Below are 26,892 nucleotides of genomic sequence, written 5' to 3'. Positions count from 1 at the left end.
TCTTTAATTGTCTTTAATTCTTTGCGACGCCATCATGCCTTGGCCGCGAGCCGGGCATGGACCCGGCCGATCCGGTCGAGCCGCCGCCGCAGCAGGAACTCCGTGAGCTTGTTCACCACCGGGCCGCCGGGGTGACGGAAGGTCCGGTCGAGGTAGACCCGGCCGTCCCGCTTCCGCCACCGGCCGAGGATCTCGAAGCCGTCCTCCACGGCCAGGCCCACGTTGTCGGTCTGGACGGCGAACATCTGCGCCCGGTTGGTGAGGTCGTAGTGGCAAAGGAGCCCCGCCTCCCCCGGCGCCACCGGCTCCAGGGTCTCGGGGTCGATGATCGCCAGGCGCGTCCAGGGCGGAAGCTCCTTGTAGCGGGGTCGTTCGACCCCGTCCAGGTGGTTCCGGAGCACGTTGTCGAAGTAGTTGGTGCTGGTCTCCGCCATGCCCAGGACGTTGACGCAGTGGGTTTCGGGGACGCCCAGGACGCGGCGGCACCGCTCCCAGAACTCCGCCGTGCTGCACTCCCCGAACTGGCCCTGGTAGCCGCCGCCGTCGCAGACGCGGCTTCCGGGCGGGAGGACGAAGCGCAGCCCCTCCCGCTCGCAGGCGGCGAAAAAGTAGATGAGGGCAGAGGTGGCCCCCACCAGGGCCAGGGGGCGCCCGGTGGCCTCGGCCTCGCGCAGCGCCGTGAGCAGGAGCTCGAGGTCGAGCCCCCGCCGCCCGACGAGGAAGGCGCTCCCCGCCGCCCCGAAGATCCGCTCGACCTCCCCGAGCCCCACCGCCATGCCCATGCCGGGCACGAGGCGCGGCGACGGGGCGAAGAAGAGGATCCGCATCCGCTCCACGTCCGGGAAGAGGTAGCTCCGGGCCAGGAGGGCGTTGGCCGCCACCATGAGCTCCACCGCCCGCCGGTCCCTGTAGACCCTGGCCCGGCGGGTGGGGTCCGTGGTGCCGCTGCTCATGTACGACTGGACCGCCACCTCCGGGGGGAAGGTGGTGAGCACGAACCGCTTGAAGGCCAGGGAGGGGACCGGCGGGATCTCGGACCAGCGGGTCACCGTCTCCGGGGTGCGGCCCAGGCGGCGGCAGAAGTCCCGGTACGGGTGCACGGTGTGGTACTGGAGTTCGAACTCGGCCAGCGCCAGGCGGTTGAAGCCCGCCTCGTCCCGGTGGTCGAGGCCGGCGGCCACGAAGGCGGCGATCTCCTCGTCCAGTTGCCGGACGAAGGCCGATTCCAGCCCGTAGTCGCCCCTCATCGCCGGCGGCCTCGCCAGAAATCCTTTGATGAGTGGACGGCCGAGCAGAGATCGCCGATTGCCAGGTGCGAGGGCGACGAGGAATGCGGTGTGCTCGGGGGGCGCCGCAGGGACGAGGCGATGGGCAGCACCGCCGCCAAGCGCCGCCAAGCCTCCCGCTTGGTGCCTCTTTGCGACGCCGTCCTCATCGTTCGGCCTCCTTGAAGGCCCCGAGCAGCTTCCGGAAGGGGAGGAGCGTGGCCGCCATCTCGCCTGAGAGATACGAGCGCTCCACCAGAAGGCGCAGCACCGTGGTCATGAAGGCCCGCTTGGCCGGCGTCATACGGTGGAGCCGGGCGAACTTGTGGGCGAAGAAGGCCCCGGTGGCGGCCAGCATCCGCCGCCGGAGCTCGGCCCGGTCCATGGTCTCGGGCCGGATGACGGGCTCCACCAGGTTGTAGTGCCGCCAGTCCCGGTCCTCGATCCGGTCCCGGTAGAGGTCGTGGAGCGGGGTGTAGGGCCACGGGGTGAGCGGCAGGAAGAAGGCCATGTCCGGGTCGTAGTACTTGGCCAGTTCCAGGGTCCGTTCCAGGGAGGCCGGGGTCTCGTCCGGGGTCCCCACCACGAAGGAGGTCTCGGAGACGATGTCGGCGGCGTTCAGGATCTCGATGGCCCGGCGGCCTCCTTCCACCTTGATGTCCTTGCCATAGAGATCGAGCCGCTCTTGGTCCACCGCCTCCACGCCCACGTAGACGTGGCTGACGCCGGCGGCCCGGTAGAGGTCCATGAGGTCCGCGTCGCGCAGGATGTCGTCCGCACGGGTCTCCATGAGAAGCTCCACCCCGAGGTCGCGCTCGGCGAGGAGGCGGAGGATCCGTTCCCACCGGGCCCGGTCCCGGGTCGGGTACTCGTCGCTGATCATGGCGACGTCCACCCCGTAGGTCCGACGCAGGTGCTCGAGCTCGGCCACGAAGCCCTCGGGGGAGCGGGCCCGCCACCGGCCCTGCCAGAAGAGGCGCTGGGAGCAGAACCGGCATCCCCCGATGCAGCCCCGGGACGACGAGACGATGGCGAGCCGCGACCCCGGCCGGGGATGGTAGGTGTAGAGCGGCCAATCGACGAGGTCCCAGGCCGGAGCCAGGGTGTCGAGGTCCGCCGCGAAGGGCCGCTCCGGTGTGGCCTCGGCCCGGCCTTCGCGCCGGAGGGCGATGCCGGCCACCCGGGCGGGGTCGCCCCCGGCGGCGAGACAGGCCACGAGGTCCGCGAAGGCCGCCTCCCCCTCGCCCCGCACCACGAAGTCCACCGCCCGGTCCGCCTCGAGCAGCTCCCGCCACATGAAGGTGGGGTGGACGTTACCGAGGACGGTGACCACCCGGGGGTCGAACTCCTTGGCCAGGGCGCAGAAGTCCACGCAGTCGGTCACCGTGGCGGTGATGCCCCCCAGGGCCACCACGTCGGGCCGGAAGTCCTCGAGGGTCCGGCCGATCTCCTCCCATCCGTGGTAGCGGGACATGGCGTCGTAGATCCGGACCTCGTGGCCGGCCGCCCGGACCGCCCCGGCGAGGTAGACGAGCCCCAGGGGCAGCCAGGAGCCGGCGGCCTCGAGCATCCCGCAGTGGTAGGGTGGCGTGGCGAGGAGGACGCGGAGCCGCTTCATGGCGCCCCCCTCCCGGCCAGGAAGTAGCCCCACAGGGTGCCGCCCAGGAAGAGGAGTCCCAGGAGGACGTGCTTGGCGAGGAGCAGCCGGGCGGGCGGGCGCGCCTCCCCGCGCCGGCGGTATTCCACGAGCCGGAGCGCCCCGGTGACCGCCACCAGGCAGAGCGCCGCGAGGCAGAGCCGGAAGAGGCCCCACCGGGTCGCCGCCGGGGGAAGGCCGGCGGCGAGCAGGAAGAGGACGGCCAAAAAGCCCGCCCAGAGACCCGTGGCCAGGTCGTGGCAGAACCCGTTCACCACCCAGAAGGCCGCCCGCTTCATGAGGCCCCCTCCCCCACCACGTACATGGTGTGGAGACTCCCCCCCACCAGCGGGATCACGAAGAGGGCGAGCAGGAAGAAGCCGAAACAGGCCGCGGTGAGCCAGGCCGCCCGGCGGCCCCGCCAGCCGTAGAAACGCTGGAGGTGGAGATTCAGCCCGAGCCCGATCCAGACGATGAACGACCAGGTCTCGATGGGATCCCATCCCCAGTACCGCCCCCAGCGGAGATCCGCCCACACGGCCCCCGAGGCCGTGGCCACGGTCCAGAAGAAGAAGGCGAGCCCCATGAACCGGTAGTTGTAGCGGTCGAGCTCGCCGGCCGCCGCCCCCCGTCCCGGCCGGCGCAGCAGCCAGAGGCTGCATCCCAGGGCCACCAGGATGGCGGCGATGGCGAGCTTCACGAAGAGGACGTGCACCGCGAGCCACCCGTAGTGGAAGGCCGTGGGGAGCCCGGGAAGGCCCTCGTACTTCGCCAGCCCCAGCATGAGGAAGAACATGGCCCCGGGCACCGCCACGATCCCGGCGGCCAAGAGCCGCGGCGCCCGCCACGCGGCCGCCAGGAAGAGGGCCGCGATCACCCAGGCGTTGGAGGAATAGACCTCGTACGTGGTGGTGTAGGGGCCATGGCCCACCACGGCCCAGCGGAGCCCGAGGGCCAGCCCGTGGCACCCGAACCCCGCCGCCAGGAGCCAGATCGCCGCCCGCCGGAGCCCCTCCCGCCCGAGGCCCGAGCCGAGGGCGAGTGCGACGGCCGAGACGGCGTAGCCCGCCACCGCCGCCCAGCTGAGCAGCATCTCCCAGTCGGCCTCAGGCCACGCCGCCATCTCGTCCTCCGTCCAGGGCCGCCGCGATGGCCGACCGGGCCGCCGCCCGCTCCGCCGCCGGGAAGCGGCCGGGATAGGGCGCCCAGAACCACGCCGCCACCCGGCCGTCCGCGCCGCGCACCACGTGGATCTCCCGCGGCCGCACCAGGTAGACCAGGGCCGCTCCCAGGGCCGAGGCGAAGAGCCCCGGGTAGAAGAACAGGCGGCCCTGGTGCCGGGCCGCCACGATCCCCGTCCACCGGGCCACCCGCCCGAAGACCAGCCCCTCGTCCCCGAGTCGGACCCGCTGGCTGAAGAGGATCCGCCCCTCGAACCGCTTCCGCCCCCCCTGCCAGACCACCAGGTGCCCGCCGGGGCGCCGGGGTTCCAGGCTGCCGGGGTCCAGGAGGTCGGGGTGGAAGGCCATCCGGAGGCGAAGCCCCGTCTCCGGGAAGTCCCCGCCCCCGGTGAAGCCCCCCCCGGGACGCCCGGGCGGATCGAGGAAGTAGTGGGTGGCGAGGAACCGCCCCGCCCCCCGCAGGAAGAAGGTGGCGACAAACCCCCAGCGGTCGGTCTGGTAGAGGCGGACCCCGCCCCGCCGGACCGGGGCCGAAAGATCCAGCTCGAGGGACGTGCTCCCGCCGCCGGGGTCCAGGAGCTCGATCCGGCTCCGGACGTCGCGGAGGCCGCCGTCCGCATCCGGGACGGGCCGGACCTCGTTCAGGGCGAGGCCGAAGTCCAGGTCGAAGGGCCCGGCCAGGAGCCCGGTCTCGGTCCACGCGAAGGCGCCGCGGGTGAGGCGCGGGAGCCGGTCCCCCTCCATGAGCCGGACCTCGCCCCGCTGGCCGAGGAGCCCCCGGTAGAGGAAGGCGGAAAGGACGAGGAAGAGCCCCGCGTGGAGGACCAGCGTGCCCCACCGCGCCGAGCCCCGCCGCCGGAACCGGAGCGCCTCCCCTGCCCCGGCCCCGCCCCGGGCGGCGTAGCCGAGGCGGCGGAGACCGGCCGCGATCCGCGCCCGCCGCCGCCGCCACTCCGCCTCGTCGAGGCCCCTCCCCACCGCCTCGGCCCGCCCGCGGGGCCCGGGGCACCGCTCCCGCCGGAGGATCCGGTCCATGGCCAGGGCGAGCGAGACGAGGCCCACGAGGGCCGAGGCCGCAAAGGCCCAGCGGTTCGCCGCCCGCAGCGCCGCCAGCCGCCCCGGGAGGGGGCCCTCCGGCACCGCGGCCTGCACCACCGCGCAGGCGAGCCACGCCCCGAGGAGGGTGGTGACCACCGCCCGCCCGAGAAAGACCGCTTCAAGCCGCTGGCGAAGGGATGTCATGTGAAGGGATCGGGGGCCGGCCGCCGCGCCGGGTCAGGGATCGTAGGGAGGATTGTAATCCTTGTGGTCGTCGCAGGCCTTGACCGTGCTGTAGCAGTTTTTCTTGTCGTACTGGTCGGGATTCGATGATTTACGGAACCCCAAAAGCGTGGGCATCTTGGTGCCGTCCGCCTGGAAGGCGGCATAGGGATCGGGGTCGCTCGAGTAGGCGATGAGCCGGCCCCGCTTCGACCCGTGGGGCACGGCGACGTGACAGGAGACGCACGGCGCGCCCTGGTACTGGATGGTGCCGAATGTGTACTTGTCCTGATGATCTCCCTTGTCGTGGACCTGGTTCAGGAACTTGCCGTTGTTCTTGATGGGATGGCACTTGGCGCAGAGGAGTCTCGTCGGCCAGCTCCCCTGGTCGTTTTTCACGTCTCCCAGGGTCCAGAACTTCCCGGTGTCGGGCCGGACCGGCCAGGTGTAGCCCTCGGCCAGCATGTAGCGGGTGTTCGAGCCGTGGGGACCCTCGGGGGCCGCGGCGGCGTCGTCGCCGTGGCAGTCGCTGCACCACATGGTCTGGTCCCCGACGGCCGCGCTCCACGGGGCCTTGAGCCGGGGGCCGTTCTTTGAGGCCACCAGGGCCCTGGGGGCGTCCGACGCGGTGCGGTTGTTCAAGGTGACCACCACCGGGTGGCCGGACTTGTTGCCCGGGGCGAACTCGAGGGCCTGGTCCGTGAGGACGTACTCGCCGGAGACGTTGGAGACGCTGGTCACGCCGGTGCCGGTGTTCTCCGCCGAGCCGAAGGCGTAGTAGGAGTGGCACTTGAGGCAGAGCTGGTATTCCTTCTGGACGCCGGCGGCCGGGGCGGCGGGCGTCGGGCGCAGCTCCGTGAAGGTGGTGGGCACCGTCCAGGCGGCCCCGGGCCAGGTGGGCTCCACCCCCCAGGCCCCGAGGAGGAGGTTCGAGACGAGGTTGTTGTCGGCCGGGGCGGCGCTGTTGTACTGGTGATAGGCCGTCCCGGGCTTCCCGATGGTGTGGGGATTGTGGCAGTCGGCGCACTCGGCGTGGCGGTTCGCGGCGTCGAGGTCGGCCCCGTGCTCGAGGGTGCTCACCAGGTGGCGGCCGGCCCGCTCCACCGGGTGCCGGTAGGTCTTGGCGAACTGGGCCTCCACGTCCCGCGAAAGGGGCGGCGTGTTGTGGCTGGTGGTGCCGTGGCAGTAGTAGCAGACCGCCTCTTCCGCGGCGAAGAGCGCCAGCACCGAGGGGCCACCGCCGGCCGGGTCGGGCTCCATGCCCTTCATGCTGGCGTGCATCTCGTGGCAATGGGCACAGTTGCCCACGGCGTAGCCCAGGGCCGCGGTGGAGGCCCGGTTGACGCCGCCCGTGGCGTCACCGTGGGCCGAGCCGCTGTAGCCCCCGGCGGCGGCAGGCCCGCCGGCCAGCAAGATCGCGCAGAAAAACAGAAAAAGAAGGGTTTTCATACCGGCCTTCCTCTCATGGGACCAGGTTTACGGCGCTCATCATGAGGGGAGAAATTTATCGTGGTATTTTGCTCATTTCTTTTTATAACATGGAATATTCCTACCTTCAATGTCGGCGGACGGGCGAAATAGGATAAAAAGCCCGGGGCAGCGGCCGGGAACGGAGGCCGGACGGCACGAGCGCGCAGGCGGGGAAAGGCACAACCGGGGTGGCCGGAGGGGCGGAAAACCCGGGCGGCCGCGGCCGGGATCTCCGCGCGGGCATTTGGGAAGTGGAGGGCCGGGACCGGCCCGGATCAGGCGTAACGCCGCATGAAGGACTCCAGGCGGTCGAAGGCCTCGGAAAGGACGTCCTCCGGGGGCAGGAAGACCATCCGGAAGTGCGGCGTCCTCGGCAGGGTGCCGAATCCGCTCCCGTGGACCACCACCACCCCGGTCTCGCGGATGAGATCGATGGCGAAGTCCTTGTCGTAGACCGGGACCTCGAGGCGGGGAAAGGCATAGAAGGCCCCGTCCGGCCGCTGGCAGGAGATTCCGGGGATGGCGTTCAGGCGTTCCACGGTGAGGTCGCGGCGGCGGCGGAGTTTTGACACCGCCTCCTGGATGTGGGTCTGATCCCCCTCGAGGGCGCTGGGAATGGCGAACTGCTTGGGATGCGAGGCGCAGAGGCGGGCCCGGGCCATCTTCCGCATGGCCTCGGTGTAGTCCTCCACCAGCTCCGGGGCGCCGCTCACCACGGCCCAGCCGATCCGGAAACCCGGGGCGAGGTAGCACTTGGACAGGCCGTTGAAGGTGATGATGGGCAGTTCCGGGTCCAGGGCCGCCGGGCTGATGTGGGGCTTGCTGTTCAGGATGAGCTGATCGTAGATCTCGTCGCTCAGGAGCACGAGGTTGTGGGCCCGGGCCAAGGCGATGACCTGGCGGAGCGTCTCCTCGCTGTAGACGGCCCCGGTGGGGTTGTTGGGGTTGATGAGGACGATGGCCCGGGTGCGCTCGTCGATCTGGCGGGCCATGTGGTCCACGTCAGGCTGCCAGCCGTTGGCCTCGTCCAGGGCGTAGGGCCGCGCCTCCCCGATGAGGCGCGAAAGGAGCGCATTGTAGAGGGGATAGCCCGGGGAGGGAACGAGGACGTTCTCCCCCTTGTTCACCAGGGCCGAGAGGGCGAAGTCGATGGCCTCGCTGGCCCCGTTGGTCACCAGGATCTCGTAGGGCTCGATGCCCTTCTGGCGCGCCTTTCGGCGGATGGCCGCCACGGCCTCCGGGACGCCGAGGGAACTCGAGTACCCCGTGTGGGCCGCCCGCATGGCCTCGTAGGCGGCCTCGATCATGTGCGGAGGGGTCCGGAAGTCGAACTGGATCGGATCTCCGATGTTGAGGTAGATGAGGTCGCCGCCCTGCTCGGCCCGCCGCTCCGCGACGCAGACGATGTCACGGATGGCGTAGGCGATGTTCTCCGTCCGGTGCGACGGCCTGACCTTCTTGAGTTCCCCCATCTGCCGCGTCACTCCCCAGAACATTTCCTGTGTCTTGAACACCCAAAGCCGGACCTTGTCAACAGCCGGGCCCGCCGCCCGGGGTCGGGCCCTCCTCCCGAGGGGAAGCAAGAGCCGGGCCAATTCTTCGGCGCGCCGCCGGGCGGCCCCGGGACCTCCTACCCCCCGCCCTCCCCGTCCGCGTCGCGCCCGGCCCGGTGGTGGTCCCGGCCGAGGAAGAAGGTGAGCCAGGAGGCCTTCCGGTAGAGGGACCAATCCCTAGGCGGAAGCGGCGGCATCGCGGAGAGCGCCTGCACCCCGCCCACCGATCGGAGGCGCTGGTAGACCCGGACGTAGATGCACCGGCGCCGGCCGGGCCAGACCTCGCACCAGCCGTCCCGGCTGCCCCCGCAGGGGCCGTTCAGGAGGAACTTGGCGCACCCGGACTGCGGGCAGAGGAAGGCCAGGGCGTCGAGGGTGCAGTCCCCGCAGCGCTGGCAATCGAAGAGCCCTTCCTTCACCCAGTGCTCGAGGCGGGTGAAGGCCCCCTCCAGGGGCGAGCCCTCGATTCTCCGGGCGATCTCCCGGAGCATACCGAACAGGGGCCCCTCGGCCCGGAAGAAGAGCCGGTGGACGAGGCGGTTGATCCGGAACCCGGCGGCCGCGGCCGGGTGGAGGCGCCGGCGCCGCAACGGGGTGGGCCGGTCACTGTTGAGGCCCGTGGCCGGGTCCTCCTGGAAATACCAGAAGTCCCAGGCGCCGGGGTGGAGGAACTCCGGGACGAGGTCCGGCCACTCGTCCCCGATCTCCGCCGCCCGGTCCAGCACCCGGGAGACGTCGTCGTAGGTGAGGCCGGTGCCGCTCAGGTGCACCCCGTCGAACCCGAGGCCCTTGAGGATGGCCACGAGGCGCGCCCCCCGCTCGATCCGGGCCCCGTGCCCCCCGTCCGGCGCCCCGGTCTCCCGTTCCACGGCGGCGAGCACGGCGTCGGGCACCACGCACCCGGGTACCACCCCCCGGTTGAGAAGCCGGGCCAGGCGCAGGTCCGGGAGGAAGACCGTGGCCAGCACCGGCACCCGGAGCCCCTCGTGGGCCATGAAGCGCAGCACCTCGTCGTACTTCCGGACGTCGAAGCCCATCTGGGTGATGATGAACCGGGCCCCGGCGGCCACCTTCCGGCGAAGCTTGGCGTACTGGGGGACGAGCTCGGCCTCGAGGCGCTTGAAGGGCGAGACCACGGCCCCGGCGTAGAAGTCGAGCCGCGGCAGCCGCTGCCCGCCCCCCGGCGCCCGGGGGTCCAGGACGATGCCCCGGTTCATGGCCTCGATGAGCCCCAGGGCCAAGACGGAATCCAGGTCGAAGACGGGCTTCGCCTGCCCCTCGTAGCCGAACCGGGGATAGTCCCCGGTCACCACCAGGAGATTCCGGAGATGGTAGCGGTCCAGCTCGAAGAGGTGGCTCTCGATCTCGTTCCGGTTCTTGTCCTTGCAGGAGAAGTGGATGATGGGCTCCATGCCGAGGTCCCGGATCTCGCGCCCGAGGACCGGCGGGGAGAGCGCCGGGTGCCCCCCCGCGTTCTCGGTGATGGAGAGGGCCGCCAGGCGCCCGTCGCGGGCGGCGTCGCGGGCGAAGGCCACGCTGGCGTCGTAGGCCTGGCTCCGGGAGGCCCGCCCCGGCACCAGCTCGAAGGTGGCGGCGAAGGCGCGCGAGGGCGGCCGGGCCGTGCGGATGCCGCCGCTGCGCCGGTGCTCGCGGTCCTCGAAGGCCCGCCGGAAGGTCTCGTGAAGGCGCCCCACGGCGGCCTCAGGCACCGGAGCGGAGCCGGCGGACGTCGCCCACCCGGAGGGTGACCTTCTGGTTGTCCAGGTACTCGAGGAGGGGGATCATGTACTTGCGGGAGAGGCCGCCCGTCAGCTCCCGGAAGTCGGTGACGGAGAGTTCCCCCTTCTCCCGGAGGTGGCGGACCACGAGTTCCCGCGCCTGTTCCAGGGCCTCGCGGTGGATGCAGAGCCCCTCCCGAAGGTGCACCAGGACCCCTTCCCGGACGAGGAGGTCGAAGACACGCGCCGCGGCCTCCTCCTTCCCCGGGAACTTGCCCACCACCTCCGCCCGGGAGGGCGGCTGGAGCCCCGCCTTCCGGAAGAGGACCTCGATGCGGTCCCGGAAGGCCGCCTCTTCCTTCCCCAGGGCCACCTGGTGCCCCGGGAGGCGCACCCGGTCCCGCTCCAGGACCACGTCGCCGGAGCGGGCGAGGTCCGAGAGCAGGCGCTGGAAGATGCGCCCGCCCCCGTCCCCCGGCATGAGGCGCGAGCGGAGTTCCTCCTTCGGCGCCCCCGCCTGGAGGGGGTTGGCCTCGTGGTAGCGGGCCAGGAACTCCGTGGCCCGCCGCTTGAGGTCCTCGTAGAGCCCGCCGTCGAGGAGGCGGCGGCCCTCGCCCTCGTGCCGGACCACCCGCCGGGCGCCGAGGAGCCGCTCGAGCTCCCGGTGGAGGGTCTTCCCGTAGAGACCCGTCCGCATGGCGAGCTCGGCCTCGGTGAGCCCCCGGAGGCCGGCCTTCTCCAGGTGGTAGGCGATGAGGTCCCCGGCGTCGGCCCGGGCCAGCCGCTCAAGCTCGGCCCAGTGCTCGGGCCGTGTCCGCTTGCGCCGGCGGGGAAGCGGGTTCAGGATCCGGCCGCCCCCGATGGTGTGGACCGGAGAATAGCTCCGGATGACGTAGCGGTCGCCCCGGAGCGCCGCCACCGGCGCCTCCAGTTGCACCTGGATCAAGGCGTCGGTGCCGGGCTCGAGCTCGTCCCCCTGGAAGAGCACCCGGCCGATGACCTCCGCCGTCCCCACGTGGAAGCGGACCGGGCTCCGGTACTTGAGGGGCCGGGCGGCGCTGGCGAGGTGATGGAACTCGAGGTCCAGGAGGTAGGTGGGATGCAGGCTCCCCGGCGTCGCCACCACGTCACCCCGGGCCAGGTCCCCCTTCTCCAGCCCCTGGAGGTTCAGGGCGGTCCGGAGCCCGGCGAGGGCCTCCCCGGCCTCGGCCCCGTGGACCTGGATGCCACGGATCCGGGTCTCGAGACCCCGGGGATAAACCACCGCCTCGTCCCCCACGCGGATCCGCCCGGACACCGTGGTACCGGTCACCACGGTGCCGAAGCCCTTCACGGTGAAGACGCGGTCCACCGGCAGCCGGTAGGGCCCGGCGGGGATCCGGGGCTCGACCTCGGCCACCAGCTCGGCGAGACGGGCGCGGAGCGCGTCCAGCCCCTCGCCGGTGACGCTGGAGACGGGCACGATGGGGGCGTCGGCCAGGAAGGTGCCGGAGAGGTACTCCCGGACGTCCTCGGTCACGAGTTCCAGCCAGTCGCGGTCCACGAGGTCGATCTTGGTGAGGACCACGAGGCCCTTTCGGACGCCGAGGAGCTGGGTGATCTCGAGGTGTTCCCGGGTCTGGGGCATGACCCCCTCGTCCGCCGCCACCACCAGGGCCACGAGGTCCACCCCCATGGCACCCGCCACCATGTTCTTCACGAAGCGCTCGTGGCCGGGGACGTCCACCACGCCGATCCGCCGCCCGTCGGGCAGGGTGAGGTGGGCGAAGCCGAGCTCGATGGTGATGCCCCGCTCCTTCTCCTCCTTGAGGCGGTCGGTGTCGATGCCCGTCAGCGCCCGGACCAGGGTGGTCTTGCCGTGGTCGATGTGGCCGGCGGTGCCGAGGATGACGGTCTGCTGTCGGGGGATGTCGGTGCGGTCCATGGGTGCAACGCGCGGGGTGGAGCCGGGGCCGGCCGCCGGGAAATGAGACCCACCGGCCGGCCGCGGTGCGGCCTCCCCGGCACGGGGGCGTGTCAGGAGAGCCGGGTCCCCGGCGCGGCCGGTGTGGCCACCGTGGAAAGGTGCAGGCCGTTTTCGTCCTTGGCCACGAGGAGCATACCTTCGGAGCGGACCCCCCGCAACTTGACGGGCTTCAGGTTGGCCACCACGATGACCTGTCGGCCCACCAGGTCGGCGGGGGGCACCTCCCGGGCGATCCCCGCCACGATGGTCCGCTCCTCCGGGCACCGCACCGTGAGCCGGAGCAGCCGGTCGGCGCCGGCCACCGGCTCGGCGGCCGTCACCTCCGCCACCCGGAGGTCCACCTTCCCAAAGGTCTCGATGTCGATGAGTCCGGCACCGGTCTCGCCCGGCGCCCGTTCCGCCTTGTCCATGGTCTTCGTCCTCCTCTTTGCGGCGGATGCCGCGTCCCCGGCCCGTCCCTTCCGCTCCATCCGGGGGAAGAGGGACGGGAGGCGAAGCGTGGCCGTCCCCGGGCGGAGCACGCCCCACCGCCGGGCCTCTTCCAGGCGGAGATCGCCGCCTGCGGCAAGGCCCAGGCCCTCCCGCAGGCGCCGCGCCGTCCCGGGCATGACGGGGGCCAGGAGCACCGAGACCACCCGGAGCGTCTCGAGGAGCGCGTAGAGCACCGAGGCGAGCCGGCCCGCCTGGCCGGGATCCCGGGCCAGCGCCCAGGGCGCGGTGGTATCGATGACCCGGTTGGCGAGGTTCAGGACCTCCCACACCCGCGCCAGGGCCCGGTGGGCGGCGAAGGCCGCCATCTCCCGCTCGTAGTCCGCGGCGAGGGCCCGGCAGGCCGCCGCCAGCTCCGCCTCGGGCCCTTCGGACCCGTCCGGCGCCGGCACCCGCCCCCCGGCGTACTTCTGGACCATGGTGAGGGTGCGGCTGACGAGGTTGCCGAGGTCGTTGGCGAGGTCGGCGTTCACCCGGGTCCGGAAGGCCTCCTCGCTGTAGTTGGCGTCGAGGCCGAAGGCCATCTCGCGCATGAGGCAGTAGCGGACGGCGTCGCAGCCGAAGGTCTCCACGAGCTCCGCCGGGCGCACCACGTTGCCGAGGCTCTTGGACATCTTCCGCTCCTGCATCTGCCAGTAGCCGTGCACGTGGAGGCGGCGGTAGGGGGCGAGCCCCAGGGCCCGGAGCATGGTGGGCCAGTAGATCCCGTGGGGCTTCAGGATGTCCTTGGCGATGACGTGCTCGGCCACGGGCCAGAAGGCCTCGAAGCGGGGGTCGTCCGGGTACCCGAGCCCGGTGAGGTAGTTGATGAGGGCGTCGAACCAGACGTAGGTCACGAAGTTCGGGTCGAAGGGGAGCGGGATGCCCCAGGTGAGCCGCGAGGTCGGGCGCGAGATGCACAGGTCCTCCAGCGGTTCCCGGAGGAAGGCCAAGACCTCGTTCCGGTACCGTTCCGGGGTGATGAAGTCCTCGTGGGCCCGGATGTGGTCGATGAGCCAGTCCTGGTAGCGGCTCATCCGGAAGAAGTAGTTCCGCTCCTTGAGCCGGACCGGCTCGGTCCCGTGATCCGGGCACCGACCGTCCTCGAGTTCCCGTTCCACGTAGAACCGCTCGCACCCGAAACAGTAGAGCCCCTCGTACTCGCGGAAGACGATGTCGCCGCGGTCGTAGACCTCCTGGAGGATCCGCTGCACCGTGGCCACGTGCTCCGGGTCGGTGGTCCGGATAAAGCGGTCGGGCGCCACGTCCAGGAGGGGCCAGGTGGCGCGGAACCGGCCGCTCACCTCGTCCACGTAGGCCTTCGGATCGAGCCCCCGCCGGGCGGCCGCCTGGACGATCTTGTCCCCGTGCTCGTCGGTGCCGGTGAGAAAGAAGGTCTCCTCCCCTCGGAGCCGGTGGAACCGGTTCTGGACGTCGGCCACCACGGTGGAGTAGGCGTGGCCGATGTGGGGATCGGCGTTGACGTAGTAGATGGGTGTCGTGACGTAGAAACGCTGGCTCATGACGCCGGGGAGCCGCCGCGGCGGGCCTCAGCTCCCCTCCTCCTTCTTCCGGCGGCGGGGCCGCTTCCGTCCCGGCCGCCTCGACCGGCCGCGGCGGGCGGGCGGGGTCCCCTCGGCGGCCGCTGCCTCCGTCTTCCCGGCCGACGCCGAAGCCTCGGCGGCCGCCTTCTTCTTGCGGCGCCGCTTGGGACGCCGGCGGCCCCGGGCCTTGCCCTCGGGCTGGGCGGCGGAGGTCTCGGGCAAGGAGACGGGGGGCTCGGGAGCGGCGGGCGGGGGCGGCGGCTCCGGGGATGGCGGCGGGGGTGGCGGCTCCCCGTTCTGGAACCGGCGGAGTTCGTCCAGGGTGTACTCCACCTGGGACCCGTCGGGGAGGAGCACCTTGAGGGTCTGCTGGAGCACGTCCTGGCGGATCACCTTGCCTTCGCCCGCAGGCGTGAGACATCGGCGGCCCATCTTGGGCATCCCCTTTCGGAGATCGCGGTAGGTCTCGTACTCGTAGTTGAGGCAGCAGAGGAGCCGGCCGCAGCGCCCGGAGATCTTGCCGGGGTTGAGGGGCAGGTTCTGGGCCTTGGCCATGCGGATGGAGACGGGGTCGAAGGTGCCGAGGAAACCGGCGCAGCAGAGCACCCGGCCGCAGTGACCGACGCCGCCCACGGCCTTGGCCTCGTGGCGGATGCCGATCTGGCGCATCTCCACCCGGGTGTGGAGGGCGCGCACCAGGTCGCGGACCAGCTGCCGGAAGTCCACCCGGCCCTCGGCGGAGTAGGCAAAGACCACCTTGCTCCCGTCGAAGTAGCGCTCCACCTGGACGAGCTTCATGGCAAGGCCCAGGGCGCGGACCCGTTCCCGGCAGACCTCTCGGGCCTCTTTCTCGGCCTCGAGGTTCTGGTAGTAGAGGTCGATCTCCCGGGTGCTCGCCAGCCGTTCCACCCGGGCGAGAGGGGCGCCGGCGGGAAGTTCCACCTCCAGCGGCCGTCCCGCCACCACCCCCACCTCGGGGCCGTGGTCGGTGGGCACCACCACCCACTCGCCCGGAGTGAGATCGAGATCCCCCGCCTCGTAGTGGGCGGGCGGCCAGCCCGGGCGGCGCCGCACCGCCACCAGGCGCACCCGGCGGGTGGCCGGCGCCGCCTCGCCGGTGACGTCCTCGTCCCCCGTTCCGAGGGGCCCTGGTCCGGCTGATCTGTCGTGTTCGTTGTCCGTCATGTCAAGCGGTGATGGCGCCGCAAAAAGTCGCCAAGGACAAGGCCTCCCTTCCAGGAACGCGGCGGGCTCCAGGAACGCCGATATGCCGACACCCTGGGACGCACCGCCGCGACGCCGTCCTCGGCCGTGCATGCATGGAAGCCCATACTACCAGATCGGGCAAGCGGCCAAAAGAGCGGCCGCGGCGGGCTCAGGCGGCCCCGGCGCCCCACCAGGCCAGGAGCATCCCCTCGGCCAGGAAGTCCGGGGCCACGTTCCGCTCGAGCCACACCTCGGCCCGGTCCAGCCAGGCCGAGAAGGCGGCCAGGTCCGCCGCGTCGCGGCGGGCCGCCACCGATCGGACGGCGGCGGCGAAGTCCGGGTTGGCGAGTTCCAGGTCCGACACCCCCCCGCCGCCCTGGACCAGGAGCAGGTCCCGCACCAGGGCCCGCATGACGCCCAGGGCGGCGGCCAGCTGCTCCCGGTCCTCCGCCAGGCCGGCGGCCAGCTCGAGCAGGCGGGCGGGGTCCGCCGGTGCCTCGGCCGAGACCGCATCGAGGAGCCGGCGGCGCATCTCCGCCACGGGAGGCGCGAGGTAGGCCGCGGCCCGCTCCGGGTCCCCATCGGCGAGCACGGCGGCCGCCAGGGCCGCTCCCGGTTCCCCGGGGAGCCCCGCCGCGGTCTCGGCGGGACGGGCGGCCCGGGTCCGCACCGGCTGGCACCGCGAGGCGATGGTGGAGAGCACCGACCGGGCCGTCGGGGCGGTAAGCAGGAAGAAGGTCCCGGCCGGGGGTTCCTCGAGGGTCTTCAGGAAGGCGTTGGCCGCCTCGGGGTTCATCCGGTGCGCGCCGTGAACGAGGCAGACCCGCCGCTCTCCCTCCAGGGGGGCGAAGGCCAGGGCGGCGCAGAGCGCCCGGACCTGGTCGATTCGGATCATGGCGCCGTCCGGGCGGACCTCCAGGAAATCGGGGTGGGTGCGGCGCCGGAACTTGCCGCAGGCCGGGCAGGTACCGCACGGGGCCGGTCCCGCCTCGTCGAGCCCCGGCGACCGGCACAGGAGAACCCCCGCAAAGCCGGCGGCGAGCGCCTCCCGGCGGTCTTCCCCCGGGCCCGTCACGAGGTAGGCATGGGCCAGGAGGTCCCGGCGGAGGATCCGCGAAAGCAGGCGGGCCGCCGGGCCCGTGACCGCCGTGGTGCCGTCCGCCGGGGTCACGCCCCGCGGCCCCGCAGCTCCGCGGCGGGCGCCTCCGCCGCCTCTTCGGCGGCACCCGGCAGGAAGAAGTAGCGATCGAGCAGCCGCTGGTACGGGGTCCACCCGTAGCCCTCGCCCTCCACCTCGCCCCGGAGGCCTGAGAGGTAGTTCAGCTTGGCATCCAGGTCGTCGATGAGGTTCAGCGCCACCGCCTCCTCCATCATGGGGAGCACCGGGGCCCCGAACTCCCTCTGCCCGTGGTGCGAAAGGACGAGGTGCTTCAGGGCGAGGAGCCGGTGGTGATCGGCGGGCAGGCCGGCGGCCGCGGCGAAGCGGTCCACCAGGGAGGTCCCGAGCACCATGTGGCCGATGAGGCGCCCCTGGTCCGTGTAGTCCAGCGGGGGGCGGTCGAAGCGGAACTCCACCACCTTGCCGATGTCGTGGAGCAGGGCGCCGGCGAGGAGGAGGTCCCGGTCGAGCCGGGGATAGCGCCCGGCCACGTCCAGGGCCAGGCTCCCCACCGCCACCGTGTGCTCGAGGAGACCGCCGAGGTAGGCATGGTGCATGCGCTTGGCCGCCGGGGCCTCGTAGAAGGCCCGGCGGAAGTCGCGGTCGGAGAAGACGGCCCGGACCAGGCCCTGGAGGACCTCGTCGCCGATCTCCCCGGCCAGCCGCCTGAGCTCCTCCCACAAAGCCTCCCGGTCCTCCGGCGTCGCGGGGAGGAAGTCGGCCGGGGTGACATCGGCCTCCGGCACGGGTTCCAAGTCGAGGACCTTGAGCTGGGTGGCATCGCGGAAGACCTGGGCCTCGGCCCGGACCCGGAGGTAGCTCCCCTCCCCGCACACGGGGGCGAGTTCCCGGGCCCGGTCCCAGACCCGGGCCTCCATGTCCCCCGTCCGGTCCATGAGGGTGAGGGCCAGGTAGGGGGCGCCGTTCCGGGTCTCGAGGAGCCGGCGGCTCTGCACGCAAAAGGTCCCTTCCACCGTGGTGTTCGGCTGGATGTCCCGGATGTAGATGCCCTTTTCCATCAGGCTGTCTCCCAGTCCCGGAACCCGTGGGCGATGGGGTAGCGGCGCCCGCAGCGCAGGGCCCGGGTGGTGATCCTCGGCCCCGGCGGGGCCTGCCACCGCTTGTATTCGCTTCGATGGATCCTCCGGACGAGGTCGCCCACCACGGCCGGGGGGATCCCCTCCCGGGCCAGGTCCCCGGGGGACCGGTTCTCCTCCACATAGCCCCGGATCACCCGGTCCACCACGTCGTAGGGCGGCAGGTCGTCCTGGTCCCGCTGGTCCGGCCGGAGCTCGGCCGAGGGCGGCCGCTCGAGGATCCGTCGGGGAATCACCTCCCGGTCGCGGTTGATGTGGCGCGCCAGGTCGTAGACCAGCCCCTTGGGCACGTCGGAGATCAGGGCGAAGCCGCCGCTCAGGTCGCCGTAGAGGGTACAGTAGCCCACGGCCATCTCCGACTTGTTCCCGGTGGAGAGGACCATGTGGCCGAACTGGTTCGAGACGGCCATGAGGAGCCCCCCCCGGATGCGGGCCTGGAGGTTCTGTTCCACGAGGTCGGCCCCCCGGCCGCCGAAGAAGGGCGCCAGGGTCTCCCGGTAGGCCTCGAAGACCCCGGTTATGGGCAGAGTCTCGGTGCGGATCCCGAGGTTCCGGGCCAGCGCCGCGGCGTCCTCCAGGCTGGCCTCCGAGGTGTAGGGCGAGGGCATGAGGAGGCCGACGACGTTCTCGGGCCCGAGGGCCCGGGCGGCCACGGCCGCGGTCACCGCCGAGTCGATCCCGCCGGAGAGCCCCAGCACCACGCTGCGGAAGCCGCACCGGGCCGTGTAGTCGCGGAGGGCGAGGGCGAGGGCCCGGATCACCTCCTCCTCGCGGCCCTCCGAGACCGGGTGGAGATCGCCCCGGCCCGACCCGGTGTCCACCACCACCAGATCCTCCTCGAAATCGGCGGCCCGGGCGGTAAGCCGGCCCTCCGCGTCCACCGCCAGGCTGCCGCCGTCGAAGACGAGGCAGTCCTGACCGCCCACCTGGTTCACGTAGAGGAAGGGGCGGCGGTACTTCCGGGCCAGGTGGCGGAGGATCTCCCGGCGGAAGGCCGGTTTTTCGGTGTCGTAGGGAGAGGCGGAGAGGGTGACGAAGACCTCGGCCCCCGCCGCGGCGAGCTCCGCCACGGGGTCCACGGGGTAGGAATGGCGGGTGGAGAGCTCCGGATCGTTCCAGATATCCTCGCAGATGGTGATCCCGAGGGCGGTGCCGCGAAAGACCGCCGGCTCCCCCCCGGTCCCGGGCTCGAAATACCGGGCCTCGTCGAAGACGTCGTAGGTGGGCAACAGCCGCTTCGCGTACCGGGCCAGCCGCCGCCCATCCTCGAAGAGGACGGCGACGTTTTGGAGGGCCCGGCCCCGACCGGCCTCGTTCCGTTCCACCGTCCCGCACAGGACGCCGATGCCCCGGACCTCGGCCACGAGGGCGTCGAGGGCGCGACGGGCCCCCTCGACGAAGCCCGGCCGTTCCAGGAGGTCCCTGGGCGGGTAGCCGCACACGGCCAGTTCCGGGAACACCGCGAGGTCGCACCTGCGGCCGGCGGCCTCGCGGCAGAGGCGGGCCATGCGGGCCGCGTTGTCGTCGAAGGCCCCCACCGTGGGGTTGAACTGGACCAGGGCGATCTTCACGGCTCGGGCCACCTCCGGGGCCGGCGCCGGGACCGGGGGCTCACATCCCCTGGCCGCAGCGGGCCACCGCGTCCTCGAGTTCCCGCTCGAGTTCCGGCGGTAGTCCCTCGATCTTCACGTTGAGGAACCCCCGGACGATGGCGGAGGTGGCCTCCTCCTCGTCGAGGCCCCGCGCCATGAGGTACTCGATCTCTTCCCGGGCGATTCGGCCCACCGCGGCTTCGTGGGACATCTCCACGTCGGCCACGTGGGCCTCCAGCTCGGGCACCGCGTGGATGGCGCCGCCCTCCCCCAGCATGAGGCCCTGGCACTCGAGGTGCGCCTTGACCCCGGGGGCCTTCCCCACCAGGTGCCCCCGGGCCATGACCCGGCCGCCGTAGGAGATGCTCCGGGAGATGATCTCGGCCCGGGTACCGGGGGCCTCGAGGCGCACCCGGCTGCCGATGTCGATGTCGGCCCCCGCCGGCGCCACGATCACCGAGTGGAAACGGGCCAGGGCCCCCGGACCCGCGAGGACGGCCGTGGGGTAGGTCTCGATGGACTTGACCCCGTGGAGGGAGACGTAGTTGGAGAGGAAGACCCCGCCCTCCTCCACCCGGATCCCGGTTCGGGGCCGGACGTAGACCTCCTCGCCCCAGTTGTGGATCATGGTGAAGACGAGCCGGGCGCCCTTCTTCACGTAGAACTCCGAGACCCCGATGTGGAGCCCGGAGGTGAGGTCGGGGTGGGTGGCGCATCCGGTGATGATGTGGAGTTCCGAGCCCTCCTCCGCGATGATCACGTTGTGGACGCGCTGGGCCACGTCCGAATCGCGGATGTAGAGGCAGGTCTGGACGGGATAGACCACCTTCTCGCCCGGAAGCGCTCGGATGAAGTAGCCGTTGTCCAGGTGGCGGTCGGCCTCCCGGGTGAAGGCGTCCTTCTCCGGGGAGACCACCCGCCACCAGTAATCCTCGAGGCCGTCGTAACGCTCCAGGGCCTCCGTCACCGGGAGCAGTTCCCCCCCCTCCGGAGGGCCCTGGCAGTGGGCGACGCCCCGGTTCACCTGGACGAAGGTGCCGGAGCGGGCCTTGCCGTCGAGGTCCAACCCCGTCTGGCGGAGCTTGGCGAGTTCCGCCGCCCCCAGTTCCTCGAGGCCCCGGACCTGGGGGGCCGCATCGGCGGGCCGGAAGGCCCGGAGCAGTTCCTCGCCGTCTCTGGGCGGGTTCAGCGCCGACATCGGATGCACTCCTCGTAGCCGTGTTGCTGGATGCCCTCGAAGATCTCGAGGGGGTTACCCTGGCAGTAGATCTGCCCGTTCATCATGACGTGGCCGCGGTCGGCGGTCACGTAGTTCAGGATGAAGCCGGTGTGGGTGATGATGAGGCCGGACTTCTCCCGGCCCCGGTGCCGGTCCTTCTGGAGGAGGCGCCGGATCATGTCGCCGATGACCTGGAGGTTCTCGACGTCCACGCCCGACTCGGGCTCGTCGAGCAGGGTGAGGTCCGGGTCCTGGGCGAGGAGTTGGAGGAGCTCCGACTTCTTGATCTCGCCGCCGGAGAAGCCGAGGTTCACCTCACGGTCCAGGAAGTGCTCGAAGCGGTAGGCCTCGGCGAGCTCCTCGGCCGGGCCGGCTGCCCCGCCGCAGTAGGCCAGCAGATCCCGGAGCTTCACGCCCCGCAGGGTCGGCGGCCGTTGGAAGGAGATCCCGAGCCCCAGCCGCGCCCGCTCGTTGGTGGGCCAGTGGGTGATGTCCTCCCCCTTGAAGCGGATCCGGCCGTGCTTGACCCGGTAGCCGGAAAAACCCATGAGCGTCATGAGGAGCGTGGTCTTTCCGGAGCCGTTCTTCCCGAAGAGGCAGTGTGTCTCCCCGGTGCCGATGTGGAGGTTGATCCCCTTGAGGACCTCCTTCCCCTGTACGTCCACCCAGAGGTCTTCCACCTGGAGCATGGCGGCGGCGTCTCCTTTCGGCCGGGCGCGGGCCCGGGACGGGTGCCCGGGGCGGGGCCGGAATGCCCGGTTTCGTTGAACCCCGGCCCAAAGTGGAATATACAGGGTAAGGAATCCGGCCGCCACCAGATGGGAACGCCGCCGCGGGCGGCACGGATCCCGCCACGCCATGCCGATTCCGGACCGCACAAAGGGCGGGATGCCCCCATCGAGGCCAGCCGGTGGAACGTGGCCGGTGGCCCTGCTTTCCGGCCTGGGCCGGCGCGTCCTGGGCGCCCTGGGCGAGATGGGCGGCATCGCCCTCTTCTTCGCCCGGTCCGTCACCGCCCTCTTCCGGCCGCCCTACCGCTGGCGGAACTTTCTGCGCCAGATGGAATTCATCGGGGCCCGCTCCACCACCGTGGTCCTGCTCACCGGGCTCTTCACCGGCATGGTGCTGGCGCTCCAGGGCTACTACGGGTTCCGGAAATTCGGGGGGGAAAGCCTGCTCGGCGCCACGGTGGCCCTTTCCATGACCCGGGAACTCGGGCCGGTGCTCACCGCCCTCATGGTGACCGCCCGGGCGGGCTCGGCCATGGCCGCCGAGATCGGCACCATGCGGGTCACCGAGCAGATCGACGCCCTGGCCGCCATGGCGGTGGATCCCTTCCACTACCTGGTGGTCCCCCGGGTCTGGGCCGCCTTCCTCATGCTGCCGCTCCTGACGGGGATCTCCAACGCCATCGGGATCGTCGGCGGGCACCTGGTGGGGGTGGAACTCTTGGGCATCGACCCGGGGATCTACGTGAAACGCATGGAAGAGACCGTGGTCCTGGGCGACATCACCAACGGCCTCTACAAGTCGGCGGTCTTCGGCATCCTGCTTGCATTGATCGGCTGCTACAAGGGCTACCACGCAGAGAAGGGCGCCCGCGGGGTGGGCCGGGCCACCACGGGGGCGGTGGTGCTCAGCTCCATCAGCATCCTCGTGGGCGACTACATCCTGACCTCCCTGCTCTTCTGAGCCGGAAGGCCCTGGGCCGGCACGCATGATCCGGATCGCCAACCTGCACAAGAGCTTCAACGGGCAGCCGGTGCTCCGGGGCGTGAACCTCCACGTCCCGGCCGGCAAGATCACGGTCATCGTGGGCCGCAGCGGCGGCGGGAAAAGCGTGCTCCTCAAGCACATCATCGGGCTCGTCCAGCCGGACGCCGGCCAGATCCTGGTGGACGGGGTGGATATCGGCACGCTCCGGGAAAAGGAGCTCTTCGAGGTCCGAAAGCGCTTCGGCTACCTCTTCCAGGACGCGGCCCTCTTCGACTCCATGACGGTGGGAGAGAACGTGGCCTTCCCCCTTCGCGAACACCGCCGCCTCCCCGAGCACCGGATCCGGGAGATCGTGGAGGAGAAGCTGGCCCTGGTGGGCCTCGAGGGCCACGGCCGGAAGATGCCCTCGGAACTCTCCGGCGGCATGCGAAAACGCGCGGGCCTGGCCAGGGCCATCGCCCTGGACCCGGAGATCCTCCTCTTCGACGAGCCCACCACCGGCCTCGACCCCATCATGACCGAGACCATCGACAACCTGGTGATCCAGACCCAGAAGCGCCTCGGCCTCACCTGCGTGGTCATCAGCCACGACATCGGGAGCACCTTCCGGATCGCCCACAAGATCGCCCTCCTCTACGAGGGCATCATCGCGGCGGAGGGGAACCCCTTCGAGTTCTCCCAGGTGGACCACCCCATTGTCAACCGATTCCTCCGCGGTTTATCGTGGCCGCAGCACGATCTCGAACCGGCCGGGGAGGTGTCATGAACAGCGGGCGGCACAAGACGGAAATGGTCGTGGGCGTGTTCGTCCTCTTCGCCCTCCTGGTGCTCGGCTACATGAGCCTTCGCCTCGGCGGCGAGGCCTTCGCCCCCCGGGAGGGCTACCCCCTGGTCCTCCACCTCGACACCGCCGCGGGCCTGGCCCCGAACAGCCGGGTGGAGATGGCCGGGGTCGAGATCGGGCGTGTCACCGCCGTCCGGGTGGAAGACGGCGGCGCCCGGGTGGATCTTTCCATCTACGCCCCCTATGCCGTGGCCCGCGACGCGGAGGCCTGGGTTCGGACCAAGGGCATCCTGGGGGACAAATTCGTGGAGATCCGCCAGGGGGACCTCGAGGCCGGGGTCCTCGGGCCCGGGGAGGCGGTGGCCCGCGTGGTCCGGCCCCGGGACCTCGACGAGCTCTTCGTGGAGATGGGCCCCGTGCTCCAAGACCTCAAGAAGGTGGCCAACGGGCTCGGCCGGGTGGTGGGCTCCGAGGAGAACATCGAAAACGTCCGGGAGACCCTGGCCAACCTCCGCTCCGCCTCCGGGTCGCTCAAGCGCCTCACCGCGGACATCGAGCAGGGCCGGGGCACCCTGGGAAAGCTGGTCAAAGACGACCGGCTCTACCGGGAGGCCGAGCAGACCGTGGCCTCCCTCCGCCGCCTCACCGCCAAGGTGGAGCGGGGTGAGGGGACCATGGGCCGCCTCTTCACCGACGAGAGCCTCTACGAGGACACCCGGGCCACCGTCCGCACCCTCCAGGCCGTGGCCATGGGCCTCGAGGCCGGAAACGGCACCATGGGCAAGCTCCTCAAGGACGAGAGCCTCTACGTGGAGGTCAAGAAGGCGCTCCGGAACGTCAACAAGGCGGCCGAAGGCGTCCAGGAGCAGATCCCCGTGACCATCATCGGCACCCTGGTGGGCACCGCGGTCCGCTGACCGCCCGGCGGACGCCATGCGCCGACGCCTGCCCGTCCTCTGCCTCGGCCTGTGCCTCTCCCTCGCCTGGGCGGGGGCGGCCGGGGCCGCGCCGGAAGGGCCGGCGGGGGCCTCTCCCGCCGAGGAACGGGCCGACCCGCCGGCCATCCTGAACCTCTCGCCCCTCTTCTACCGGCTCTCCTGGCCGGGCCGGGACTTCTCCGAGACGGAGGCCGTGGGGCCCGTCTTCCTGCACTATTCCGGGCCCGGGGCCGGCACCTCCGGCTGGGCGCTTCGGCCGCTCTGCTCCTACAGCCGGACGCCCGGCAAGCGGGTCTTCGAGTTCCTCTATCCCCTGGGCAACTGGCAGGAGACGGAGAACGGGCGCCGCTGGCGCTTCATCCCCCTCTTCACCGGGCAGTCGGGCGCCGAGGCCAAGGCGGGAGCCGGCACCCGGCACCACCTCTGGCCCGCCTACTGGGGTACCACCGCCGACGGCCGGGGCTACGGAGGGCTCTTTCCCCTCTACGGCACCTTCCTCGAGCGGTTCGGCCGGGAGCGCATCACCTTCGCCCTCTGGCCGCTCTACAGCCACTCCGAGTGGGAAGGACACCACCAGTACTCGATCCTCTGGCCCATCTTCCAGCGGGTCACCGGCCCCCGGGACCATGGCTGGCGCCTCTGGCCCCTCTGGGGCGACTTCGAGAGCCGGGGCCACATGAAGCGGCGCTACGCCCTCTGGCCCATATTCATCGACGAATGGCGCGACCTCGAGACCGACGACCCGGTCCACCGGAGGATGGTGTTCCCGCTCGTCGTCCGGGACCAGGGCCCGAAGCGGTCCCGGTGGATCGTGCTCTGGCCCTTCTTCCAGACCTACCGGAACGGCGAGCGCGACTTCACCCGGTGGGATGCGCCGTGGCCCTTCGTCACCCGGGCGAAGGGGCCCACCTACGACAGCTGGCGCTTCTGGCCCCTCTTCGGGCGCACCCGGAAGCCCGAGACCACCTCGGTCTTCGTCCTCTGGCCGATCTTTTCCGGGGAATGGACGCGGGACGCGCGGACGGGGGGGGAGAGGCGCGAGCAGCGGTGGCTCCTCCTCTCGCACCTCGTCCGGGACCGGAAAGGTGACGGGACCGCGGGGGCTTCCTTCACCCGCCTCTGGCCCTTCTTCACCCACCGGCGGGCGGCCGACGGCAGCCGGGAATTCTACTTCCCCGCCATCCTCCCCACGGAGGAGGCCGGCCTCCACCGCGTCTACGGTCCCTTCCTGAAGCTCTACGAATCGCGGGAAGGGCCGGACGGCGCAGGCCGCTCCAAGGCCCTCTGGGGCCTCTACCGCCACACGTGGACCCGGTCCTGGCACCGGGTGGCCTTCTCCTTCCTCTTCAACATGGAATGGTCGGACGACACCGGGGACCGGTCCTGGGACCTCCTCGGCGGCCTCCTCGGCCGCCGGCGCCGGGAAGGCCGGGAGTCGTTCCGGCTCTTCTACCTCTCCCTTCCCGCCGGGGGCGGGGCGCCTCCACGATAAAGAAGGCGGCGGCGCACAGCGCCGCCGCCCGGGGGTCAGCAAGGTCCGGCGGACCGCCGGACGGGATCAGCCTCAGGTGAAGCGGGAGGTGCTACCGCCGCCGCACCCCCCGCCGAGGCCGGAAGAGGCACATCGGCTGAAGGCCGACATGACCTTCTGGACCTTCTCGCTCCCGCAGTGGGGGCAGCAGACCTCCTTGAGGTCCCTGAAGGAGAGGACGAAGGTCTCGAACTTCTGGCCGCACTTGCGGCAGGCGAACTCGTAGATGGGCATTTGACGTGTCCTCCGTTCCTGGCGCGGACGGCGCCGGAATATGGCCTGTGCGGGATGGCAGCCGCCGAGCGGCTTTTGACATTTGAACATAAGTATTTTATGGGAGAAGTCAACACGACTGAGGAGCACCAGTGATCCACCAGGACGCCGACGAACTCGAAGAACTCATCTCGCCCGACCGGATCCGGGCCCGCGTGCGCGAGCTGGGGGACGAGATCTCCCGCGACTACGAGGGCCGTCCCCTGGTGGTGGTGGGGATCCTCAAGGGGGCCTTCATCTTCATGGCCGACCTCGTCCGCCACATCCGGGGCCCCCTGGTGGTGGACTTCGTCCGGCTGGCCAGCTACGGCTCCGGGACCCGGTCCACGGGCGAGGTCCATATCACCAAGGACATCGAGGTGGACGTGGAGGACCGGGACGTCCTCGTGGTGGAGGACATCGTGGACACCGGCACCACGCTGCGCTACCTTGAAGAGGTCCTCAAGCTGCACAAGCCGCGGTCGGTGCGCATCTGCTGCCTGATCGACAAGAAGGAACGGCGCGAGACCGATGTCTCGGTCCACTACGTCGGTTTCGACGTCCCCCGGGGTTTCCTCGTGGGCTACGGCTTGGACTTCGACGAGCACTATCGCCATCTTCCCGGGATCTACCGGCTCCGGCCCGGGTACCACCCGGAAGGCTTCCGGCCTTCCGAGAAATGACGGCTCCGGAAGGCCCCGCGGCCGCCCGGCGCCCCGGCGAAAGGGGAGCAGATGAAGGCTGAGCGACGAAGCGCCGCCCGGGTTCCGGGTACCGTCACCGTGACCCTCCAGTTGCGGCGGGGGGAGAACGGGGCGCCGGTGGCCGGGCCCGTCGGCGCCCGGATCACGGACTTCGCCCGGAAGGGCGCCGGGCTCGAGGCCGCCCAGGTCCGGCTCGGAACCTACCACGTCTTCTATTCCCCCCAAGACGACCCCTCCCTGGTCCTCCACCTCGAGCTGGCGGAGGGGCCCGGCGACGACGACAACTTCGCCCTCCCCGTGCAGGTCCTCTGGATGGACCGCAACGACGAAGACGACGACTTCCCCTTCCGCCTCGGGGTGGCTTTCCTCCTGCCCAAGGACGACCCCCGCATCCTCCGCCTCGAAAAGCTCGTCCTGGCCCCCTGATATTCTTGACATATTCCGGATCGCCGAAACCGGTTGACCTCGAGGCCGTCCTGTTATTACATAGAAATTGGGCGATGTGTTCCGAAAGGCTCCTTTCGGACACCCTATGCAGGTCGGCAAGCCGTGCATAAACGCCCACGGAACCCCGGGCCGCCACCCGGGGTTCCCCCTCTCTGCGCGCGCGTTCCTTCCCTGGTGCCTCACATC

The 26,892-nt window shown here is 71.2% G+C and carries 23 protein-coding genes; 6 read left to right on the top strand and 17 right to left on the bottom strand.

Features of this window, described 5'->3' with window-relative positions; genetic code table 11:
* Positions 1 to 32: 32 nt before the first annotated feature.
* From HCU62_RS07120 to HCU62_RS07045, 16 genes are all read right to left on the bottom strand, one after another.
* Positions 33 to 1,247 carry a LuxE/PaaK family acyltransferase gene (locus HCU62_RS07120; RefSeq protein ID WP_163298043.1) on the bottom strand — a complete coding sequence of 405 codons (1,215 nt, stop codon included), beginning with the start codon at positions 1,245 to 1,247 and terminating at the stop codon, positions 33 to 35.
* A 184-nt stretch (positions 1,248 to 1,431) separates the two neighbouring features.
* Entirely contained in the window at positions 1,432 to 2,883 is a 1,452-nt protein-coding gene (locus tag HCU62_RS07115; protein ID WP_163298042.1) for a B12-binding domain-containing radical SAM protein, read from the bottom strand.
* Positions 2,880 to 3,200, bottom strand: a complete 321-nt coding sequence (locus HCU62_RS07110) for a hypothetical protein (protein ID WP_163298041.1) — start codon at positions 3,198 to 3,200, stop codon at positions 2,880 to 2,882. Before HCU62_RS07110 ends, HCU62_RS07115 begins: the two co-directional genes overlap by 4 nt.
* Positions 3,197 to 4,024 (bottom strand): cytochrome c biogenesis protein, encoded by an 828-nt coding sequence (locus tag HCU62_RS07105; RefSeq protein WP_169755527.1) that lies wholly within the window; start codon positions 4,022 to 4,024, stop codon positions 3,197 to 3,199. Before HCU62_RS07105 ends, HCU62_RS07110 begins: the two co-directional genes overlap by 4 nt.
* Entirely contained in the window at positions 4,008 to 5,324 is a 1,317-nt protein-coding gene (locus tag HCU62_RS07100) for a cytochrome c biogenesis ResB family protein (protein WP_169755526.1), read from the bottom strand. Before HCU62_RS07100 ends, HCU62_RS07105 begins: the two co-directional genes overlap by 17 nt.
* A gap of 33 nt (positions 5,325 to 5,357) precedes the next feature.
* The gene (locus HCU62_RS07095) at positions 5,358 to 6,755 is read right to left on the bottom strand and encodes a hypothetical protein (protein ID WP_169755525.1); all 1,398 of its coding nucleotides are present in this window, start codon (positions 6,753 to 6,755) and stop codon (positions 5,358 to 5,360) included.
* Between the two features lie 332 nt (positions 6,756 to 7,087).
* Complete coding sequence (locus HCU62_RS07090; RefSeq protein WP_343066726.1) at positions 7,088 to 8,326, bottom strand: aminotransferase class I/II-fold pyridoxal phosphate-dependent enzyme; 1,239 nt, start codon at positions 8,324 to 8,326, stop codon at positions 7,088 to 7,090.
* A 116-nt stretch (positions 8,327 to 8,442) separates the two neighbouring features.
* Positions 8,443 to 10,074, bottom strand: coding sequence for a methylenetetrahydrofolate reductase C-terminal domain-containing protein (locus tag HCU62_RS07085; RefSeq protein WP_169755524.1), 1,632 nt, complete (start codon positions 10,072 to 10,074; stop codon positions 8,443 to 8,445).
* Positions 10,067 to 12,007 carry a selenocysteine-specific translation elongation factor gene (gene selB, locus HCU62_RS07080; RefSeq protein WP_163299163.1) on the bottom strand — a complete coding sequence of 647 codons (1,941 nt, stop codon included), beginning with the start codon at positions 12,005 to 12,007 and terminating at the stop codon, positions 10,067 to 10,069. Before selB ends, HCU62_RS07085 begins: the two co-directional genes overlap by 8 nt.
* A gap of 92 nt (positions 12,008 to 12,099) precedes the next feature.
* On the bottom strand, positions 12,100 to 14,040 hold the full coding sequence (gene metG / locus HCU62_RS07075) for a methionine--tRNA ligase (protein ID WP_163299162.1): 1,941 nt from the start codon (positions 14,038 to 14,040) through the stop codon (positions 12,100 to 12,102).
* Positions 14,041 to 14,067: 27 nt separating this feature from the next.
* Positions 14,068 to 15,246: a PSP1 domain-containing protein gene (locus HCU62_RS07070; protein WP_169755523.1), complete on the bottom strand. Its 1,179-nt coding sequence runs from the start codon at positions 15,244 to 15,246 to the stop codon at positions 14,068 to 14,070.
* A gap of 190 nt (positions 15,247 to 15,436) precedes the next feature.
* A complete protein-coding gene (locus HCU62_RS07065) occupies positions 15,437 to 16,438 on the bottom strand; it encodes a DNA polymerase III subunit (RefSeq protein ID WP_163298684.1) in 1,002 nt (333 codons plus the stop codon).
* Complete coding sequence (locus HCU62_RS07060; protein ID WP_163298685.1) at positions 16,435 to 17,445, bottom strand: 3'-5' exoribonuclease YhaM family protein; 1,011 nt, start codon at positions 17,443 to 17,445, stop codon at positions 16,435 to 16,437. Before HCU62_RS07060 ends, HCU62_RS07065 begins: the two co-directional genes overlap by 4 nt.
* The gene (locus tag HCU62_RS07055) at positions 17,445 to 19,094 is read right to left on the bottom strand and encodes an NAD+ synthase (protein ID WP_163298686.1); all 1,650 of its coding nucleotides are present in this window, start codon (positions 19,092 to 19,094) and stop codon (positions 17,445 to 17,447) included. The genes HCU62_RS07060 and HCU62_RS07055 overlap by 1 nt, the downstream gene beginning before the upstream one ends.
* Positions 19,095 to 19,134: 40 nt before the next feature.
* Positions 19,135 to 20,313 (bottom strand): SufB/SufD family protein, encoded by a 1,179-nt coding sequence (locus HCU62_RS07050; protein WP_163298687.1) that lies wholly within the window; start codon positions 20,311 to 20,313, stop codon positions 19,135 to 19,137.
* Entirely contained in the window at positions 20,301 to 21,023 is a 723-nt protein-coding gene (locus tag HCU62_RS07045; protein ID WP_163298688.1) for an ABC transporter ATP-binding protein, read from the bottom strand. The genes HCU62_RS07050 and HCU62_RS07045 overlap by 13 nt, the downstream gene beginning before the upstream one ends.
* Before the next feature lie 199 nt (positions 21,024 to 21,222).
* Here HCU62_RS07045 and HCU62_RS07040 point away from each other — a divergent pair, with 199 nt between their 5' ends.
* Genes HCU62_RS07040 through HCU62_RS07025 form a run of 4 tightly spaced genes read left to right on the top strand, consistent with a single transcriptional unit; the run spans position 21,223 to position 25,264 of the window.
* Positions 21,223 to 22,026 carry an MlaE family ABC transporter permease gene (locus tag HCU62_RS07040; RefSeq protein WP_163298689.1) on the top strand — a complete coding sequence of 268 codons (804 nt, stop codon included), beginning with the start codon at positions 21,223 to 21,225 and terminating at the stop codon, positions 22,024 to 22,026.
* Between the two features lie 25 nt (positions 22,027 to 22,051).
* Entirely contained in the window at positions 22,052 to 22,816 is a 765-nt protein-coding gene (locus HCU62_RS07035) for an ABC transporter ATP-binding protein (RefSeq protein ID WP_163298690.1), read from the top strand.
* On the top strand, positions 22,813 to 23,751 hold the full coding sequence (locus HCU62_RS12610; protein ID WP_163298691.1) for an MlaD family protein: 939 nt from the start codon (positions 22,813 to 22,815) through the stop codon (positions 23,749 to 23,751). The genes HCU62_RS07035 and HCU62_RS12610 overlap by 4 nt, the downstream gene beginning before the upstream one ends.
* A 16-nt stretch (positions 23,752 to 23,767) precedes the next feature.
* The gene (locus tag HCU62_RS07025; protein ID WP_163298692.1) at positions 23,768 to 25,264 is read left to right on the top strand and encodes a hypothetical protein; all 1,497 of its coding nucleotides are present in this window, start codon (positions 23,768 to 23,770) and stop codon (positions 25,262 to 25,264) included.
* Between the two features lie 72 nt (positions 25,265 to 25,336).
* Here the strand turns inward: HCU62_RS07025 and HCU62_RS07020 are convergent, their stop codons facing one another.
* Complete coding sequence (locus HCU62_RS07020) at positions 25,337 to 25,537, bottom strand: FmdB family zinc ribbon protein (protein WP_163298693.1); 201 nt, start codon at positions 25,535 to 25,537, stop codon at positions 25,337 to 25,339.
* Between the two features lie 134 nt (positions 25,538 to 25,671).
* Between HCU62_RS07020 and hpt the strand changes: the two genes are divergently transcribed.
* Both hpt and HCU62_RS07010 read left to right on the top strand, forming a co-directional pair.
* Positions 25,672 to 26,238 (top strand): hypoxanthine phosphoribosyltransferase, encoded by a 567-nt coding sequence (gene hpt, locus HCU62_RS07015; RefSeq protein ID WP_163298695.1) that lies wholly within the window; start codon positions 25,672 to 25,674, stop codon positions 26,236 to 26,238.
* A 51-nt stretch (positions 26,239 to 26,289) separates the two neighbouring features.
* Positions 26,290 to 26,685, top strand: coding sequence for a PilZ domain-containing protein (locus tag HCU62_RS07010; RefSeq protein ID WP_163298694.1), 396 nt, complete (start codon positions 26,290 to 26,292; stop codon positions 26,683 to 26,685).
* Positions 26,686 to 26,892: the final 207 nt, after the last annotated feature.

The sequence above is a fragment of the Dissulfurirhabdus thermomarina genome (genome assembly GCF_012979235.1).
In the GTDB taxonomy this organism is placed as follows: domain Bacteria; phylum Desulfobacterota; class Dissulfuribacteria; order Dissulfuribacterales; family Dissulfurirhabdaceae; genus Dissulfurirhabdus; species Dissulfurirhabdus thermomarina.
The sequence above is the reverse complement of the archived record's forward strand: the minus strand, read 5'-3'. Positions and strand labels throughout refer to the sequence as shown.

Coding starts and splice junctions, on each gene's coding strand:
- HCU62_RS07110 (WP_163298041.1), bottom strand. CDS start 3,200: ATGAAGCGGGCGGCCTTCTGGGTGGTGAACGGGTTCTGCCACGACCTG.
- HCU62_RS07020 (WP_163298693.1), bottom strand. CDS start 25,537: ATGCCCATCTACGAGTTCGCCTGCCGCAAGTGCGGCCAGAAGTTCGAG.
- HCU62_RS07120 (WP_163298043.1), bottom strand. CDS start 1,247: ATGAGGGGCGACTACGGGCTGGAATCGGCCTTCGTCCGGCAACTGGAC.
- HCU62_RS07105 (WP_169755527.1), bottom strand. CDS start 4,024: ATGGCGGCGTGGCCTGAGGCCGACTGGGAGATGCTGCTCAGCTGGGCG.
- HCU62_RS12610 (WP_163298691.1), top strand. CDS start 22,813: ATGAACAGCGGGCGGCACAAGACGGAAATGGTCGTGGGCGTGTTCGTC.
- HCU62_RS07025 (WP_163298692.1), top strand. CDS start 23,768: ATGCGCCGACGCCTGCCCGTCCTCTGCCTCGGCCTGTGCCTCTCCCTC.
- HCU62_RS07035 (WP_163298690.1), top strand. CDS start 22,052: ATGATCCGGATCGCCAACCTGCACAAGAGCTTCAACGGGCAGCCGGTG.
- selB (WP_163299163.1), bottom strand. CDS start 12,007: ATGGACCGCACCGACATCCCCCGACAGCAGACCGTCATCCTCGGCACC.
- HCU62_RS07070 (WP_169755523.1), bottom strand. CDS start 15,246: ATGACGGACAACGAACACGACAGATCAGCCGGACCAGGGCCCCTCGGA.
- HCU62_RS07060 (WP_163298685.1), bottom strand. CDS start 17,445: ATGGAAAAGGGCATCTACATCCGGGACATCCAGCCGAACACCACGGTG.
- HCU62_RS07115 (WP_163298042.1), bottom strand. CDS start 2,883: ATGAAGCGGCTCCGCGTCCTCCTCGCCACGCCACCCTACCACTGCGGG.
- HCU62_RS07100 (WP_169755526.1), bottom strand. CDS start 5,324: ATGACATCCCTTCGCCAGCGGCTTGAAGCGGTCTTTCTCGGGCGGGCG.
- metG (WP_163299162.1), bottom strand. CDS start 14,040: ATGAGCCAGCGTTTCTACGTCACGACACCCATCTACTACGTCAACGCC.
- HCU62_RS07050 (WP_163298687.1), bottom strand. CDS start 20,313: ATGTCGGCGCTGAACCCGCCCAGAGACGGCGAGGAACTGCTCCGGGCC.
- HCU62_RS07045 (WP_163298688.1), bottom strand. CDS start 21,023: ATGCTCCAGGTGGAAGACCTCTGGGTGGACGTACAGGGGAAGGAGGTC.
- HCU62_RS07010 (WP_163298694.1), top strand. CDS start 26,290: ATGAAGGCTGAGCGACGAAGCGCCGCCCGGGTTCCGGGTACCGTCACC.
- HCU62_RS07040 (WP_163298689.1), top strand. CDS start 21,223: ATGCCCCCATCGAGGCCAGCCGGTGGAACGTGGCCGGTGGCCCTGCTT.